The organism is Acidovorax lacteus, from assembly GCF_039540375.1.
Classification (GTDB): domain Bacteria; phylum Pseudomonadota; class Gammaproteobacteria; order Burkholderiales; family Burkholderiaceae_C; genus Acidovorax_G; species Acidovorax_G lacteus.
On sequence record NZ_BAABEX010000026.1, the window covers coordinates 43,875 to 59,340 of the forward strand.

The following is a 15,466-nucleotide window of genomic DNA, read 5'->3' on the forward strand; positions in this document are numbered from 1 at the left end:
CCGTGCAGGCGCGCGGCCCCAAGCCCGCGTCCTCAGCCATGCCATCCATTCCCCACTTCACCACCCTGGGCGCTGGCCCCACCGTCGTGCTGCTGCACGACGCCGACGGCGACCACCTGACCTTTGCGCCCCAGGTCGAGCGCCTGGCCCACGCGGGCTACCGCGCCGTGGCCTGGGACATGCCGGGCTACGGCCACAGCGCGCCCATCGAACCCTATGGCTTCAAGGGCCTGGCCGCGAGCTGCCTGGCGCTGCTCGATGCGCTGCGCTGCCCGCAGGCCACACTGGTTGGGCACGGTCTGGGGGCCATGGTGGCGCTGGAGCTGGCGGTGCGCGAGCCGCGCCGCGTGGGCCGGCTGGTGCTGTGCGCAGGCGGCCCGGCCCTCGATGCGCAGGCCGAAGCCGCCTGGGTGCAGCCCCGCCTGGAGGCGCTGGAGCGCAGCGCCTCGATGGCCGTGCTCGCGCAAACCCTGGTGCCGCGCTTCGTGGGCAGCGGCGTGCTGCCCGAAGGCGTGCGCCTGGCCGAGCATGCGCTGTCGCAGGTGTACGCCGGGGCGTACCGCCGCGCACTGCAGGCGCTGCCCACCTTCGACCGCGATGCGCGCACGCTGGCCCGCCTGCCCATGCCCACCTTGCTGGTGGGGGGCGGACGCGACCGTTGCACTCCGCCCGAAGCCCTGCAGGCGCTGGCCCAGGTGCTGCCCGATGCGCGCCACCTGAGCCTGCCCCACGTGGGCCACTGGCCGCAGCTTGAAGACCCGGACGCTTTCGACGACGCGCTGCTCGCGTTTCTGGACGAAACCCGCACGCTGCACTGAGCGCCTGCCGGCCGCAGTGCGCGGCCTGTGTCAGCCGCGCCGGTGCAGGCCCGGCGTGCGGTGGCGCACCAGCTCCACGCTCAGGATGCACAGCGCCAGCCAGGCCGCGCCGTTGCACAGGCCCACCAGCACGTCGCTGGCGTAATGCACCTGCAGCACCACCCGCGCGTACGCTGCAGACCAGGCCAGCCCCGCTGCCGCCAGCACCGCCGGCAGGTGCCAGGCGCGCGGTGCCAGGCGCACCACCAGATAGGCCAGCATGCCGTATGTGGCCAGCGTGCCCGAGGCGTGGCCGCTGGGAAAGCTGAAACCTGTTTCCACCAGCACGCCGTGCTCGTGCAGGGGGCGCACACGCTCGATGCCATGTTTGAGCGCCTTGTTCAGCAGCGCATTGCCCGCCACCGCTGCCACCCAACCCAGCGCCAGCACGCGCTGGCGACGCCACAGCAGAAAGCCCGTCACCCCCAGCGTGAGCGCCACCACGGTGGGCGGGTTGCCCAGCCAGGTGGGCACCAGCGCCCAGTGCAGCGTCGGGGTGGGCACCGTCTGTGCCAGCGCGGCGTGCAGGGCGGTGTCAAAGGCCACGATGCCGCGGCCCGCCGCCACCTGCGCCGCCACCTGGCTGAAGAGCCCGGCCGCCAACAGCCACAGCAGGGCCGCGGCCACCAGATGCGCCGTGGCCAGCGGCAGGCCACGGCCCTGCACAGGCTCGTGCGGCACGCGCCAGCGGCGGCCCCACCACAGGGCGGCTGCGCCCAGCGCGCAAGCGGGCAGCAGGCCCAGCAGCCAGGTGGCGCCTACATGCTGCGCCACGGAGGTGGCCAGCGCAGAAGCAGAGGTCATCAGGGGCAGAGAAGCGTCAACAGTCACGGCAGATCCAGCAGACAGGTTGCGCCACGGCCCGACACCCGGCCGCTGGCGCGCAAACCGGGCATTATGCGAAGCCGATGTTCCTGCTCAAGAAAGTTCTGACCGCGCTGCTGATGCCGCCCATGGTCTGCGTGCTGCTCGCCCTGCTGGGCCTGTGGATCGCACGCCGCCACCGGCGCACCGGCACGGCGCTCACCCTGGCCTCGCTGCTGTCGCTGCTGGTGCTCTCCACCCCCCTGGTGGCCGACGGGCTGCTCAAGGGCCTGCAGTCGGCCGGGCCGGCCACACCCCAGGCGCTGGCCCCGGCACAGGCCATCGTGGTGCTGGGCGGCGGGGCGTACACGCTCGCACCCGAGTACGGGCTGGATGCGCTCAGCCGCGGCGCACGCGAGCGCGTGCGCTACGCCGCGCACTTGCAGCGCATGACGGGCCTGCCGCTGCTGGCCACCGGCGGCGCGCCCGACGGCACGCGGCCCGAGGCCGTGATCATGAAAGAGGTGATCGAACGCGAGTTGCGCGGCCGCGTGCGCTGGGTGGAATCCGAGTCGCTGGACACGGCCTCGAACGCACGCCGCTCGGCCCCCTTGCTCAAGGCCGCAGGCGTGCGCCGCGTGGCCCTGGTCACGCACGGCTGGCACATGCGCCGCGCGGCCTGGTGGTTCGAGCGCGAAGGGCTGGAGGTAATTCCCGCCCCCATGGGCCTGCGCCCGCCGCGCCCCCAGGGCTGGACGGCCGTGCTGCCGCGCGCGGCCTCGCTGGCCGACAGCAGCCTGGCGCTGCACGAGTGGCTGGGCATTCTTGCGCAGCGGCTGGGGGCGCTGCGCGAGCGGCTGCGTTAGGGCCTGCGCGCGGGCCAAAATGGCGTGAACAGGTCCGAGGGAAGGTCTGTATAACGCCCTGCGGTCTGCGCGGGCACGGCCTCGGGCGGTCCGCTGCGTTGCTTTTCTTGCCCATCGCGCGGCTATGGGCTGCAAAAAGCGCCTTGTGGTTCATCCCGAGCCGCACCCGCGCATCCTCGCGAGGGTGATGCAGCGCTTCCCTAGCCCGCCGACAAAAAGCGCGCCGCTGCCTGCACGGCCTCGGCATCCTGCGCCACGGCCCCGGGCGCACCGCCCTTGCCCCAAAGCGCGCCGCCCCAGGGCATGCCCATGAACTGCGCGCACAGCTGCACCGAGTCGATCATGGGTTGGGCCTTGGCGCGGTCACCGCTGGTGGTCACCAGGTACAGCGGCTTGGGGGCCATGCGGGCCTTGAAGTCGAGCCCCGGCACGCGCAAAAAGGCGCTCCAGTGGTCGAGGTAGGCTTTGAGCGGCGCCGGAATGCTGAACCAGTACACGGGCGCGACCAGCACCAGGTGCGTGGCGGCCAGCGTGGCGTCGAGCAGGGTTTTGAGGTCGCCTTCGGGCGGCGCGTAGGTGCCCGTGGTGTGGCGCTGGTCCACAAAGGCGGGCAGTTGCAGCCGGGGCAGCGACATCCAGGTCTGCTGCGCGTTGGCGGGCAGGGCGGCCGCGGCTTGGCGGGCCAGCCATTCGGTGTTGCCTTCGTGCCCGGGTTCGCGGGTCGAGGCGCAGAGGAACAGGTAGTGAGAAGTGTCCGGGGTGTGCATGTGGCGATCGTAGCGCCGCTGCCGAGGGAGCCTCTGCACGGTTCGCCGTGCCGTGTGCATTTGCGGACTCGGGCGGCCTGCGGCGTCGCAAATGCTCGCAATCGCGACGGCTATTGCTGCGCTTTGCGCCTTGCAGACCATCCCGATCCGCAGCGCACACTTGCCGCGTGATTCGTGCAGCGCTTCCCTAGGCGGTGCCAGTGGGCGTGGGCGGTGGCGGTAGCCCCAGCACGGCCAGGCACAGCCGCACCAGCGCGTCCTCGAGTTCGGCGCTGCCCAGCAGGGGCGAGGCTTCGAGCGACGCCGCACGCACCGCGCCCATCACGCCGCGCGTGAGCACGAAGAGCTGCGCCGCGTCGGGCACGGGCAGGCCCTGCTGGCGCGCCAGGCGCTGCAGATGCAGGGCCAGCCGCTCGCTCGCGCCGCGCACGGCCACCAGCAGGGCCGCGCGCTCGTCCTGCCGCCAGGCGAGGCGGGCGAGCGCTCGCTCCGACTCAGGCCCGCCTCCGAACGCCTGCAGGTAGTGGCGTACATAGCGGCGCACCTGTTGCTCGGTTGGCCAGTGCTCGTGCAGGGCCTGGGCGAGCAGCGCGTCCAACTCGCGCATCACCTGCGTGCAGTGGCGGTCGAGCAGGGCGGTGACGATGGCCTCCTTGCTCGGAAAGTACTGGTAGAGCGAGCCCACCGACACCCCGGCACGCTCGGCGATGCGGTTGGTGGTGAGTGCGGCCTCGCCTTCGGTGGCCACGATCTGGGCCACGGCCTCGAAGATCGCCTCCACCGTGACTTGCGCGCGCTCCTGCCGCGGTGCGCGGCGGCGCTGGGTGGCGGCGGAAGGTGGTGTGGACGCAGGGTCGACGGGCGGCGGCATGGTGGACAAAACCTGAGCGCAAAGCGAGTAGCCGATGCACGGGCGGCGGCCTATTCTGCGCCCGGTGGTCGTTTTGCACCACCCGTCTTCAGGAGCCTTGTGTGATGTCTGCCGCTGCCTTGCTGCCTGCCGCCTCGGGCGGTGCTGTGTTCGTTCCGCTCGGCCCGCTGGGCCTGGCCGCGCTGCTGGCCGCTGCGCTGGCCTGGGGCGCGGCGCGGCACCTGCGCCGGGGCGGGGCGCTGCGGCCCTGGCACCGCGCGAGCGCGATGGTCATGGGCGCTTTCGCGCTGGTGCATGTGCTGGCGCACCTGGCAGCACTGGCGGGGCCTGCCGCGCACCAGGCGGTGCTCGATGCGCTGCGGCAGGTGTACCGCCACCCCGTGGCCGAGGCGCTGCTGCTGGCGAGCGCGCTGTTCCAGGTGGGCAGCGGGGCCGTGCTGCTCTGGCGGGGGCGTGCGCAGCGGCGCGGGGCAGTGGCCTGGCTGCAGGCGCTGTCGGGTGGGTATCTGGCGCTGTTCCTGCTGGTGCACGTGAGCGCGGTGCTGCAGGCGCGCGTGCAGGGGCTGGACACCAACTGGTACTTTGCCGCCGCCGGGCTGCATGTGCCGTTGTGGAGCGGGTTCTTTGCGCCGTACTACGCGCTGGCCGTTGCGGCACTGGGCGTGCACATCGGTTGTGCGCTGTACTGGAATATGCCGCCCGCCCGCGCGCGGTGGGCGCTCGCGCTGTGCGGCGCGGCGGGGGTGTTGCTGGGCACCCTGCTGGTGCTGACGCTGGCCGGTGTGTGGCCCGCCCCGCCGCTGGAGGTGCCCCTGCCCTACCGCGCACCCTTCCTGAAGGGGTGATGCGCGGTGGACGGGCCGCGGCGTGGCCCGCTCGGTGTAAAGGGCCGTTCAGGCCGCGAGCGCGGCCACGGGGCGCGCCTTGCGCGGCATGCCCAGAAAGCCGAAGTCCATGGCCGGGGCCTGGCCGCTGATCAGTTCAGCCAGCGCCTTGCCGGAGCCCGCGCCATGCGTCCAGCCCAGCGTGCCGTGGCCGGCGTTGACCCAAAGCTTGCCCACGCGGGTGCGGCCAATGAACGGGATGTTGGTGGGCGTGGCCGGGCGCAGGCCTGTCCAGTACTGCGGGTTGCCGCCCTGCTCGGGCGTGCGGGTGTCGCACACGCCGGGCAGGATCTCTTCGATGCGGCGCGACAGCATGTGGCAGCGGGCGCGGGCCACGGGGCTGTCCAGCGACAGGTCGAAGCCGCCCAGCTCGATGGTGCCGGCCACGCGCAGCACGTTGCCCAGGCGGCTCATGGCAATCTTGCGGCCGTCGTCGATGGTCGAGACCTGCGGCGCAGCCTCGGGCTTGAGCAGCGGGAAGGTGGCGCTGTAGCCCTTGCCCGGGTAGATGGGCAGGTCCACCCCCACGGTGCGCAGCAGCGGTGCGGTGTACGAACCGCAGGCCACCACGAAAGCGTCGCCTTTGAGGATGAAGTCTTTTCGGCCTGTTGTGCTTGATTCTCTTGGAATCAGTGCTACAGAATCAATAGCATCGCCGATCTTGTTGAGGCGCAGCACGTCGTGGCCGTACAGGAACTGCGCCCCGCGTTGCGCGCACAGGCGTGCCAGCGCCTGGGTGAATACCCGCGCATCGCCGCTTTCGTCGGTGCTGGTGTAGGTGCCGCCGGTGATGCGGTCGCCATAGGCGCGGAAGGCGGGCTCGATCTGCAGCAGCTCTTCGCGGCTCACCAGGCGGCGCTGCACACCGTATTTGCGCATGACTTCCACCGCATGGCCTGCGTCGTCAAACGACTTCTGGTCGGTGTAGAAATGCGCGATGCCGCGCTCGAGCCGGTGGTATTCGATGCCGGTGCTGGCCACCAACTCCTTGAGCGCCGTGTGGCTGTACGCGCCCAGCGCCACGATCTGCTGCACGTTGCGCTCGAAGGCCGTGTCGTTGCACTGCGACAGGAACTGCAGGCCCCAGCGCCACTGCTGCCAGTCGAGCTGCGGGCGAAACAGCAGCGGGGCTTCGTGGTCGAACATCCACTTGAGCGCCTTGAGCGGGGCTTCGCGGTTGGCCCACGGCTCGCAGTAGCTGACCGAAATCTGGCCCGCGTTCGCAAAACTGGTCTCGAGCGCGGCATCGGGCTGGCGGTCCACGACGACGACGTCATGTCCCCGCTCCAGCAGATGCCAGGCCGTGCTGATGCCGATGATGCCGGCGCCCAAAACGATGGTTTTCATGGAGCCGAAGTCTCTCCGACATTGCATCGGCGCAAAAGCAAAATTAAACTTCTTCAAAAAACATCAGGTCAACTAATGCGATACCCCCGTGGTTGGGGGCTGCGCTGCTGGCCTGTTCTGGTGGAGACCTGTCCATGAGCACCTACGATCCTGCGGCCCTGGAATGCCTGGCGGCCATCGTGGAGGAAGGCGGTTTTGAACGCGCCGCCCAGCGCCTGAACGTGACCCAGTCGGCCGTGTCGCAGCGCCTGCGCGCGCTGGAGGCACAGGTGGGCTCGGTGCTCATCGTGCGCAGCCGCCCGCTGCGGCCCACATCGGCCGGGCAACTGCTGCTCAAGCACACCAAGCAGTTGCGCCTGCTGCGCGCCGACCTGGAGCGCGACCTGCAGGAGCTGGCCCCCAGCGCGCCCGGCGGCTCGCGCGAGGACGAGCGCATTTCGATCGCCATCAACGCCGACAGCATTGCCACCTGGGCCATGGGCGCGCTGCACGACCTGGTGCGCGAGCGCCTGCCGCTCGAAATCATCGTGGACGACCAGGACTTCACGCAGGAGTGGCTGCGTTCGGGCCAGGTGCTGGGCTGCGTGACCACGCTCAAGCAGGCACTGCGCGGCTGCCGCATGGTGCCGCTGGGGGCCATGCACTACGTGGCGGTGGCGTCGGCCGAGTTCGCGTCGCGCCAACTGCCGCAGGGACTGACCCCGCACAACTTCCGCGAGGTGTCGTTTCTGTCGTTCAACCGCAAGGACGACATGGCGGCAGAGTTCGTAGCCCGGGCCTTTGGACTCAAGCGGGTCGCGCTGCACCATCTGTTCGTGCCCAGCACCGAGGCACAGATGCGCGCCGTCGACGCCGGTTGGGCGGTGGGCGTGGTGCCGGAGTTGCTGGTGCGCGGCCGGCTTGCGGATGGCAGCTTTGTCGATCTGGCGCCGGGTTGCTCCCTGCCGATCCAGCTCTACTGGCACTGCTGGAATCTGGAGTCTGAACTGCTGGATGCCCTGACCGCTGCCCTGACCAGCACTGCGGCCGACACGCTGGTGCAGCCCTGAGTGGCCGTCTCCCCCGTGCCGGGGTGCGGATCAGGGTCTGCTACACAGGGTTGCGAAATGAACTGCGTAGTTGTAGAGCAACTGATCCATTTATTTTTTTACTGGAATGTATAGGATAGAGGGCATGTCTACGCCCACCCCCAAAGTTTCCTTCAAGGAGCAGATGCATCTGGCGCGCGAGGACGCGATCCTGCAGGCCGCTTGTCGTCTGCTGGGCGAGAAAGCCTTCGACGCCATGACCATGGACGATGTCGCCGCTGCGGTGGGCATTGCCAAGGCCAGCCTGTACAAGCACTTTTGCAGCAAGGAAGAGCTGTGCAGTGCGGCCATGGTGCAGATTCTCGGTCGCGTGCACGACTATGTGGCCACGTTGCCGGCCGAGCAGCCCCCGCTGGAAAAGCTGCGGGCGCTGGTGCGCTGGTCGCTTGAGCGCCTGATGGCCAACGAGATGCCGCTGCTGCCCAGCCGCAATTCCACCTTGCGCGCGGTGCTCATGGCCAACAAGGAGTATCTCAACGGCCTGCTCACGGTGAGCGACCAGATCGGCGAATGGATCACCGAAGCCCAGGCCCAAGGCCTGATCAATCCCACGCTGCCGCCGCTGGTGGTGCTGTACACCTTGTACGCACGCGCGTGCGATCCGGTGGTGAGCTTCCTCAAGGAAAGCGGTCAGTTCACGCCCGAGCAGATCGTGGAACTGGTGCTGCAGACCTGCTTTGACGGACTGCGCGCGCGTTGAGCGGCGGGCACGCTTTTTCTTCGAGACCAGACACCGCGGCCTGCGCGCCGCAGCCAAAAAAAAGCCCGGCATCGCCGGGCTTTTTTCCATGCATACCCTGCGGCGCAGGGTGCTGCCGTCAGGTCGGCAGGATCACGCGGTCGATCACGTGGATCACGCCGTTGCTCGTGAACACATCGGTCGCCGTGATCTGGCTCGTGCGGTTGCTGCGGTCGGTGATCTGCAGGTTGCTGTTGACGGTGAAGGTCTGACCCTGCACCGTGGCAATGGCGGTGCCCACGGGCACCTCGCCCTTGAGAACGCGCGCACCCACCACGTGGTAAGTGAGCACCTTGGTCAGCAGCGCCTTGTTGGCCAGCAGGGCGTCCTTGGTGGTGCCCAGCTCGGTCAGCAGTGCGGCAAAAGCCGTGTTGGTCGGAGCGAACACCGTGAACGGACCCGCGCTCTTGAGCGTGTCGACCAGCCCCGCAGCCACCACCGCCTCCACCAGGATGCTGAACTCCGGCAGGGCCTGGGCTGTGGCCACGATGTCGCGGTTGGCTGGCAGGATCACGCGGTCGATCAGGTGCACCACGCCATTGGTGGCTGCGATGTCCGTGGTGGTGATCGTGCTCACGCGGTTGCGGCCGTCGGTGATCTTCAGGCCCCCCGACGATTCCACCTTGAAGAAGCCGCCACCCAGGGGGGCGATGGCCTTGCCCAGCGGCACATCGGCGCGCGCCACCCGCGTGCCCAGCACGTGGTAGGTCAGCACGGCGGTCAGCAGCGGCTTGTCGGCCAGCAGCGCTTCCTTGGTGATGCCCAGTTCCGTGAGCAGCGCAGCGAACGCGGCGTTGGTCGGCGCGAACACCGTCACGGTGTTGCTGCTCAGCGTGTTGGCCAGACCGGCCGCCACAACGGCTTCGACCAGGATGCTCAACTCGGGCGTGGCCTGGGCCAACTCGACCACGTTGCGCTGCACTGCGGGCTCGTCGTCACCGCCGCCGCAGGCTTGCAGCAGGGGGATGGCCAAACCAGCGGCCGCGCCCATCAGCACACGGCGACGGGCCAGGGAAGGGGTGTTCAGGGTGTTCATGGGGTGCTCCTCCGTCACGGCGGGTGGATTACTTGGGCATCAGCACGGTGTCGATCACATGGATCACGCCGTTGCTGGCGGCCACATCGGTGGCCACGACCTTGGACTGGTCCACCTTCACGCCGCCGGTGGTGCTCACGGTGATCTCCTGGCCTTGCACGGTCTTGACCTTGCCGGCCTTGACGTCGGCAGCCATCACCTTGCCCGGCACCACGTGGTAGGTCAGCACCTTGGTCAGCGCGGCCTTGTCAGCGAGCAGCCCGTCGAGCGTGGCCTTGGGGATCTTGGCGAAAGCTTCGTCGCTGGGAGCGAACACGGTGAACGGGCCCGGGCCCTTGAGCGTGTCCACCAGACCGGCGGCCTGCACGGCGGCCACCAGGGTCTTGAAGTTGCCGGCCTTCACGGCCGTGTCCACGATGTCCTGCGCCAGAGCGCTCATTGCGGTGCCTGCTGTCAGGGCCAGTGCGATCAGGGTCTTTTTCATGGTCAGCTTCCTTTGCATCGGTTTGCAAGTCCACGCCAGGATGGGCGTGGGGCGGAATATATAACCAATTGGTCGCTGTGTAAACCAATCAGTTATCTCGTGACCAGTTGGTTTCAAATGGATGCAAAAAAGCCCCGCGGGCGAACCGGCGGGGCTTGCGGAGTGACCGCGGTAGGTACGTCAGCGCACGAGCAGCACAGGCACTTTGCTGTGGGCCAGCACTTGCGTGGACACCGAGCCCATCACCAGCGTGGCCAGCGCGCCGTGGCCGTGCGAGCCCATCACCAGCAGGTCAAACTTGCCGCCTTCAGCGACCTTGCCGATGGTCTCGGCCACCGGACCGACCTTGACCACACGCTTGGCGTCCACGCCATGACGGGCCAGGAACTTGCACACAGGTGCGACGATTTTCTCGGACTCGTCGGCGTAGTATTTCTCGACCATGTCTTTGCCCAAGGCCGAGCGCGCACGCGTGGGCAAGGGCGATTGCACCGTCAGCACGGTGTAGTCGTGCTTCGTGCCCAGCAGTTCTTCGTGGGTGGCCAGATAGGCCAGCATCTTCTTGGTGTAGGCACTGCCGTCCACGGCGAGCAGGATGTTCATGCGTGTTCTCCAGGTTGTGATGGTTCAGGCTAAACGGCGCAGCGGTTTGTTGTCTTGACCTGGGTCATGTTTTCGGCGGCGCCCGGGGCGCCCGACCCCGGCGCGATCATACGGTGACGCATGCATGCGGGTCGAAGGTATCCTGCTCGCCCTTGCGTGCATAGCCCAACGGATTGGCGACCACGGTGCAGCGCCATGGCTGGCCGGCTGCATTGTGGCCCTGCACGGTGTAGCGCGATGGCGCATGTAGGTGGCCATGCAGCCACACATCGGCATGTTCCAGCAGGCCATCCAGCGCGTTGCAGAAGCCCGCCGTACCGGGCACCAGGCCGTAGCGCGGATCGGCGCTGCGGAGGCTGGGGGCAAAGTGGGTCACCACCACGCGCGGGCCGGATCGCGGATGCGACAGCGCATCGCGCAGCCACGCCTGGCAGCGCAGGGCTTCTTCGCGCACGGCTTCGGCCAGAAACGGCATGCCGTCGCGCGTGGCGCCCGTTTTGGCCAGGTAGAAGTCGGCCGCGCGGAAGGCCTTGTGCCGGGCCTTGGCCCGCTGGGTGTCGTCGGACAGGCCCTGGTGCTCAGCCAGCGCATCGAAGTCGCTCCACAGCGTGGTGCCCACGAACTCTGTGCCGCCCAGGCGCAGGGTGTCGCAGTCGAGCAGCGCAATGCCCAGTTGGTCGCAACTGCGGCGCAGGCGCAGGCGTGCAGCATCGAAGTCTTGGGCGTCGTATTCGTGGTTGCCAGGCACCAGCACCACGGGCACCGGCCATGCGCCGTACTGAGGCAGCGGCGAAAACGCCTCCAGGCCAAAGTGTTCCGACACCAGCAGCGACCCCGACTGGTACGAGCCGATGTCACCGGCCAGCACCAGCACATCGGCGCCAGGGGCGGGTGTGGCGCGGAACTGTGGATGGGCTTCGAGGTGCAGATCGGACAGCAGCTGGATCTTCATGCGCGCAGTCTAGGGGGCGTCGGCCAGGGGCTCGGCAAAGGCCTGTCGCGCGCTGCGCACCAGGGCCTGGCGCAACCAGGCCAGCGCGGTGTCCTGCCCGCCCCGGCGCGGCCACAGCGCGTCCACGTGCACGGCCGGTACGTCCATGGGCAGCGGGCGCTCCACCAGCGCCTCGGCAATGCCTGTGACCGGCACGAAGTGCCGCGGCAGCACGGTGAGCAGGTCCGACTCCAGCACCACGCGCCCCGTGGTGAAGAACTGGTTGACCGTGAGCACCACCCGGCGCTCGCGCCCGAGCGATGCCAGCGCCTCGTCGATGAAGCCGTACGGTCGGCCAGAAAAGCTCACCAGCATGTGGCGCGCCGCGCAGTACGCGTCGAGCGTGAGCGTTTGCGCAGCCAGCGGGTGGCCCTGGCGCATGACGCACACGTATTGCCCGTCGTAGAGGCGGCGGCTTTCAAAACCCACCGCATCGCCCGCCTGGGCGCGCGCCGTCAGGTCGGCCAGCACGGCCGGGAAGTGGCCCACCGCCATGTCGGCCGTGCCCTCGGCCAGCAGGCGCCGCGGGTCGCGCGTGGTCAGGGGCACCACGCGTACCGACACCCCGGGCGCCTCGCGCTCCAGAATCTGCACCAGAAAGGGCACGAGCGTGGCGGCCGTGGCGTCGGCCATGGCCAGCACAAAGGTGGATCCTGCCGAGGCCGGATCGAACTGCCCCGGTGCCAGCGTGTCTTGCAGCTGTGCCAGTGCCTCCCGCACCGGCGGCCAGAGCGCCAGTGCGCGAGGGGTGGGCTCGATGCCTGCGCCGCTGCGCACCACCAGATCGTCTCCAACCGCATCCCGCAGGCGGCGCATGGCATTGCTCACCGCGGGTTGCGTCAGCGACAGCCGCTGGGCCGCGCGCGTCAGGCTGCGTTCGGCCATCACCACGTCAAACACGCGCAGCAGGTTCAGGTCGAGCGAGCGGAAGTTCATGGCACTTCATTCTCGATGTGAATGTTGTGAATTCACAAGATAAAGTTGAATCGTAATGGGGTAAACCCTAATATCTCGCCATCGACAGACAACTTCGCCACAAGCGACCGAAAGGGAAACACCATGACCAGCTTTGTACACATCGACTATCCCACCCAACACCCCGGGGTGGTTCGCGCAGAAAACGCCGTGGCGGCCTTGAAGGACGCCACCCAAGGTTTTGAAGGGGCCCGTGGCACCGCCACGCTGTTGCTCGCCGCCGTGGTTTCGGCCCTGCTGGTGGTGGCCAACCAAGTGATCGACACCTGGAGCGAAGGCCATCTGCTGGCCGCCTGGATGGTGCTGTGGGTGGTGGCCTTTGCCGCCCTGGCCCTGCTGGCCACGCCCACCCGCCGCGCCGGTCTGGCACTGCGTGCCGCCTGGGGCCGCTGGGCCGAAGCCCGCCGTCTGGCAGCGGAAGACGAGCGCACCTGGAATCTGGCCACGCAGGACTACCGCGTGATGGCCGACCTGATCCTGGCGCGCGACCGCCTGGGCATTCCGGACGCGCGCTACTACCGCTGATCCAGCTCCCAGCCTTTGAGAACCGCGGCCGCATGCCGCGGTTTTTTTACGCCCGGCCCAGGCGTGCGATGCCGACCCTGGCAGTGCAAAGCGCCAAAAAAAGACCGCCTCAAGGGCGGTCTTACGCATTACGCCCGCGGGGACAGTGCCCCGCGTCGGGTCAGGCGCCCAGGCGTTGCTCCAGCGCGGCCTTGGTGGCCAGCAGCTCCTGCGGCAGGTGATAGGCCAGCTGCTCGAAGTGCGCGGCGTGCAGGCCCAGCTCTTCCTTCCAGGCAGCTGGGTCGATGCGCGTGGCCACATCAAAGGCCTGGCGCGAGAAGTCGAGGCCGCTCCAGTTGATCTCTTCGTAGCGCGGGGCCGTGCCCAGCGCCGTGGCCTCGCCCTGGGCCTGGCCTTCGATGCGGTCGATCATCCACTTGAGCACGCGCATGTTCTCGCCGTAGCCGGGCCAGACGAACTTGCCGGCCTCGTCCTTGCGGAACCAGTTCACGCAGAAGATCTTGGGCAGTTGCGCGCCCTGGCCAGCCAGCTTGGCGCCCAGGTTCAGCCAGTGCTGGAAGTAGTCGCTCATGTTGTAGCCCATGAAGGGCAGCATGGCGAACGGATCGCGGCGTACCACGCCCTGCTGGCCAAAGGCCGCGGCCGTGGTCTCAGATCCCATGGTGGCAGCCATGTACACGCCTTCGGTCCAGTCGCGGGCCTCGGTGACCAGCGGCACCGTGGTAGAGCGGCGGCCGCCGAAGATGAAGGCGTCGATCTTCACGCCGGCCGGGTCGTCCCAGGCGCTGTCGAGCGCAGGGTTGTTGGTGGCGGCCACGGTGAAGCGGGCGTTGGGGTGCGCGGCCTTGGCGCCGGTCTGCTTGGCAATCTCGGGTGTCCAGTCCTTGCCCTGCCAGTCGATCAGGTGCGCGGGCAGGTTGCCCGAGTCCTTGTCCATGCCTTCCCACCACACGTCGCCGTCGTCGGTCAGCGCCACGTTGGTGAAGATCACGTCCTTGTCCAGGCTCGCCATGCAGTTGGGGTTGGTGAGCGTGTTCGTGCCCGGGGCCACGCCGAAGTAGCCGGCTTCGGGGTTGATGGCGCGCAGGCTGCCGTCGGCCTGGGGCTTGACCCAGGCGATGTCGTCGCCGATGGTCGTGACCTTCCAGCCTTCGAAGCCAGCCGGGGGCACGAGCATCGAGAAGTTGGTCTTGCCACAGGCGCTGGGGAAGGCGGCGGCCACGTGGTACTTCTTGCCTGCGGGGCTGGTCACGCCCAGGATCAGCATGTGCTCGGCCAGCCAGCCTTGGTCGCGGCCCATGGTCGAGGCGATGCGCAGCGCAAAGCACTTCTTGCCCAGCAGCGCGTTGCCGCCGTAGCCCGAGCCGTACGACCAGATCTCGCGCGTCTCGGGGTAGTGCACGATGTACTTGGTCTTGTTGCAGGGCCAGGCCACGTCCTTCTGGCCGGGCGAAAGCGGCGCGCCCACGGTGTGCACGCAGGGCACGAACTCGCCTTCCACGCCCAGCACGTCGTACACGGCACGGCCCATGCGGGTCATGATCTTCATGTTCACGGCCACGTAAGGGCTGTCGGACAGTTCGATGCCGATGTGGGCGATGGGCGAGCCCAGCGGGCCCATGCTGAAGGGCACCACGTACAGGGTGCGGCCCTTCATGCAGCCGTCGAATAGCGGTTGCAGCGTGGCGCGCATCTCGGCCGGGGCCATCCAGTTGTTGGTCGGGCCAGCGTCTTCCTTGCGGGCCGAGCAGATGTAGGTGCGGTCTTCCACACGGGCCACGTCCGACGGGTCGGACCAGGCGAGGAAGCTGCCCGGGCGCTTGGCCGGGTTCAGCTTCTTGAAGGTGCCGGCATCGACGAGCTGCTGGCACAGGCGGTCGTATTCCTCCTGGCTGCCGTCGCACCAGTGGATGGCGGCGGGTTTGCACAGGGCGACCATATCGGCCACCCAGGCCAGCAGCCGGGCGTTTTTGACGTAAGCGGGGGCGTTGAGATTCAGGCCCTGCATGGTGGGTGCGTTCATCGGGAGGCTTCCTAAGTTGAAAAATCGTTTTTTCAAAGGAAGCGGATCCCGGGGAACGCAACGGACGGCCTGCGCAGGTGCAAGAGCTGAGCGCTGCCTTTGAAAAAACGGCTTTCGTGCTCAGTCGGCGGGCGGACCGGCCACCTGGCCCACGGGGTGCGGGAGGGGCGCCACGGTGTCCGCGGGTCGGCTGGGATGACGATTTTATGAAGACCGCCTTCTCCTGTGTGTGCGAACGGTCGGAAAACTATGCAAACAACACATGGGGTTATGCATGCCGTGCCGTGGCGCCGCGGCCCGGGCCTGCCAGGGCGGAAAGCCGACGTGGTGAAGGCGCGCTGGCCTGCGGGCGATGGCGCGACGGACGCGCGCTCGGCGTCGAGCGGCCCGCGGTCGGGGCGATGGCTGCGACTGGGTGGGTGTAGCGCTGCGGTGGTGGCGCAGGCAGCGGGCCGGGTCTGGCAAGCACATCGCTGCCCGGGTCTTCATGGTCGAAATAGCTGTTTGTGCTTGGCGCCCTCAAATCTGAAGTGCAACACCTTCCAGAATGAGGCCATCATGATCAACAAGAAAAGCTACGAGCAGATCGGCGAATCCGAGCGACAG

General features: G+C 68.4%; 16 protein-coding genes. 6 read left to right on the forward strand and 10 right to left on the reverse strand.

The features are described from left to right. Positions 1-38 precede the first annotated feature (38 nt). Positions 39-818: an alpha/beta fold hydrolase gene (locus tag ABD866_RS11865; protein WP_345065148.1), complete on the forward strand. Its 780-nt coding sequence runs from the start codon at positions 39-41 to the stop codon at positions 816-818. Between the two features lie 30 nt (positions 819-848). Here the strand turns inward: ABD866_RS11865 and ABD866_RS11870 are convergent, their stop codons facing one another. Continuing rightward, positions 849-1,661 carry a phosphatase PAP2 family protein gene (locus tag ABD866_RS11870; protein ID WP_345065151.1) on the reverse strand — a complete coding sequence of 271 codons (813 nt, stop codon included), beginning with the start codon at positions 1,659-1,661 and terminating at the stop codon, positions 849-851. Positions 1,662-1,765: 104 nt separating this feature from the next. Between ABD866_RS11870 and ABD866_RS11875 the strand changes: the two genes are divergently transcribed. Beyond that, positions 1,766-2,527, forward strand: coding sequence for a YdcF family protein (locus ABD866_RS11875; protein WP_345065154.1), 762 nt, complete (start codon positions 1,766-1,768; stop codon positions 2,525-2,527). Positions 2,528-2,727: 200 nt separating this feature from the next. Here ABD866_RS11875 and ABD866_RS11880 read toward each other — a convergent pair whose 3' ends face one another. Both ABD866_RS11880 and ABD866_RS11885 read right to left on the reverse strand, forming a co-directional pair. After that, positions 2,728-3,294, reverse strand: a complete 567-nt coding sequence (locus ABD866_RS11880) for a flavodoxin family protein (RefSeq protein ID WP_345065157.1) — start codon at positions 3,292-3,294, stop codon at positions 2,728-2,730. A 187-nt stretch (positions 3,295-3,481) separates the two neighbouring features. Then, positions 3,482-4,165 carry a TetR/AcrR family transcriptional regulator gene (locus tag ABD866_RS11885; protein ID WP_345065160.1) on the reverse strand — a complete coding sequence of 228 codons (684 nt, stop codon included), beginning with the start codon at positions 4,163-4,165 and terminating at the stop codon, positions 3,482-3,484. Between the two features lie 104 nt (positions 4,166-4,269). Between ABD866_RS11885 and ABD866_RS11890 the strand changes: the two genes are divergently transcribed. Then, positions 4,270-5,010 (forward strand): hypothetical protein, encoded by a 741-nt coding sequence (locus tag ABD866_RS11890; protein WP_345065163.1) that lies wholly within the window; start codon positions 4,270-4,272, stop codon positions 5,008-5,010. Positions 5,011-5,058: 48 nt separating this feature from the next. On the opposite strand, the gene ABD866_RS11895 is transcribed toward ABD866_RS11890, so the two are convergent. Then, the gene (locus ABD866_RS11895; protein WP_345065166.1) at positions 5,059-6,396 is read right to left on the reverse strand and encodes a D-amino acid dehydrogenase; all 1,338 of its coding nucleotides are present in this window, start codon (positions 6,394-6,396) and stop codon (positions 5,059-5,061) included. Between the two features lie 134 nt (positions 6,397-6,530). Here ABD866_RS11895 and ABD866_RS11900 point away from each other — a divergent pair, with 134 nt between their 5' ends. Together ABD866_RS11900 and ABD866_RS11905 are read left to right on the forward strand one after the other, a co-directional pair. Next, the gene (locus ABD866_RS11900; protein WP_345065170.1) at positions 6,531-7,445 is read left to right on the forward strand and encodes a LysR family transcriptional regulator ArgP; all 915 of its coding nucleotides are present in this window, start codon (positions 6,531-6,533) and stop codon (positions 7,443-7,445) included. A 124-nt stretch (positions 7,446-7,569) separates the two neighbouring features. Then, complete coding sequence (locus ABD866_RS11905; protein WP_345065173.1) at positions 7,570-8,184, forward strand: TetR/AcrR family transcriptional regulator; 615 nt, start codon at positions 7,570-7,572, stop codon at positions 8,182-8,184. 118 nt (positions 8,185-8,302) lie between these two features. Here the strand turns inward: ABD866_RS11905 and ABD866_RS11910 are convergent, their stop codons facing one another. The 5 genes from ABD866_RS11910 to ABD866_RS11930 all read right to left on the reverse strand — a co-directional run bounded on the left by ABD866_RS11910 (position 8,303) and on the right by ABD866_RS11930 (position 12,273). Then, positions 8,303-9,259: a fasciclin domain-containing protein gene (locus ABD866_RS11910; RefSeq protein ID WP_345065175.1), complete on the reverse strand. Its 957-nt coding sequence runs from the start codon at positions 9,257-9,259 to the stop codon at positions 8,303-8,305. 28 nt (positions 9,260-9,287) lie between these two features. Then, the gene (locus tag ABD866_RS11915) at positions 9,288-9,743 is read right to left on the reverse strand and encodes a fasciclin domain-containing protein (RefSeq protein ID WP_345065178.1); all 456 of its coding nucleotides are present in this window, start codon (positions 9,741-9,743) and stop codon (positions 9,288-9,290) included. Between the two features lie 180 nt (positions 9,744-9,923). After that, positions 9,924-10,346: a universal stress protein gene (locus tag ABD866_RS11920; RefSeq protein ID WP_345065180.1), complete on the reverse strand. Its 423-nt coding sequence runs from the start codon at positions 10,344-10,346 to the stop codon at positions 9,924-9,926. Between the two features lie 106 nt (positions 10,347-10,452). After that, the gene (locus ABD866_RS11925; protein WP_345065183.1) at positions 10,453-11,298 is read right to left on the reverse strand and encodes a metallophosphoesterase; all 846 of its coding nucleotides are present in this window, start codon (positions 11,296-11,298) and stop codon (positions 10,453-10,455) included. Positions 11,299-11,307: 9 nt separating this feature from the next. Further along, positions 11,308-12,273, reverse strand: coding sequence for a LysR family transcriptional regulator (locus ABD866_RS11930; protein ID WP_345065186.1), 966 nt, complete (start codon positions 12,271-12,273; stop codon positions 11,308-11,310). Between the two features lie 123 nt (positions 12,274-12,396). On the opposite strand from ABD866_RS11930, the gene ABD866_RS11935 reads away from it, so the two are divergent. Beyond that, positions 12,397-12,837 (forward strand): hypothetical protein, encoded by a 441-nt coding sequence (locus ABD866_RS11935; protein WP_345065189.1) that lies wholly within the window; start codon positions 12,397-12,399, stop codon positions 12,835-12,837. Between the two features lie 160 nt (positions 12,838-12,997). On the opposite strand, the gene ABD866_RS11940 is transcribed toward ABD866_RS11935, so the two are convergent. Next, positions 12,998-14,860: a phosphoenolpyruvate carboxykinase (GTP) gene (locus ABD866_RS11940; protein WP_345065192.1), complete on the reverse strand. Its 1,863-nt coding sequence runs from the start codon at positions 14,858-14,860 to the stop codon at positions 12,998-13,000. Positions 14,861-15,466: the final 606 nt, after the last annotated feature.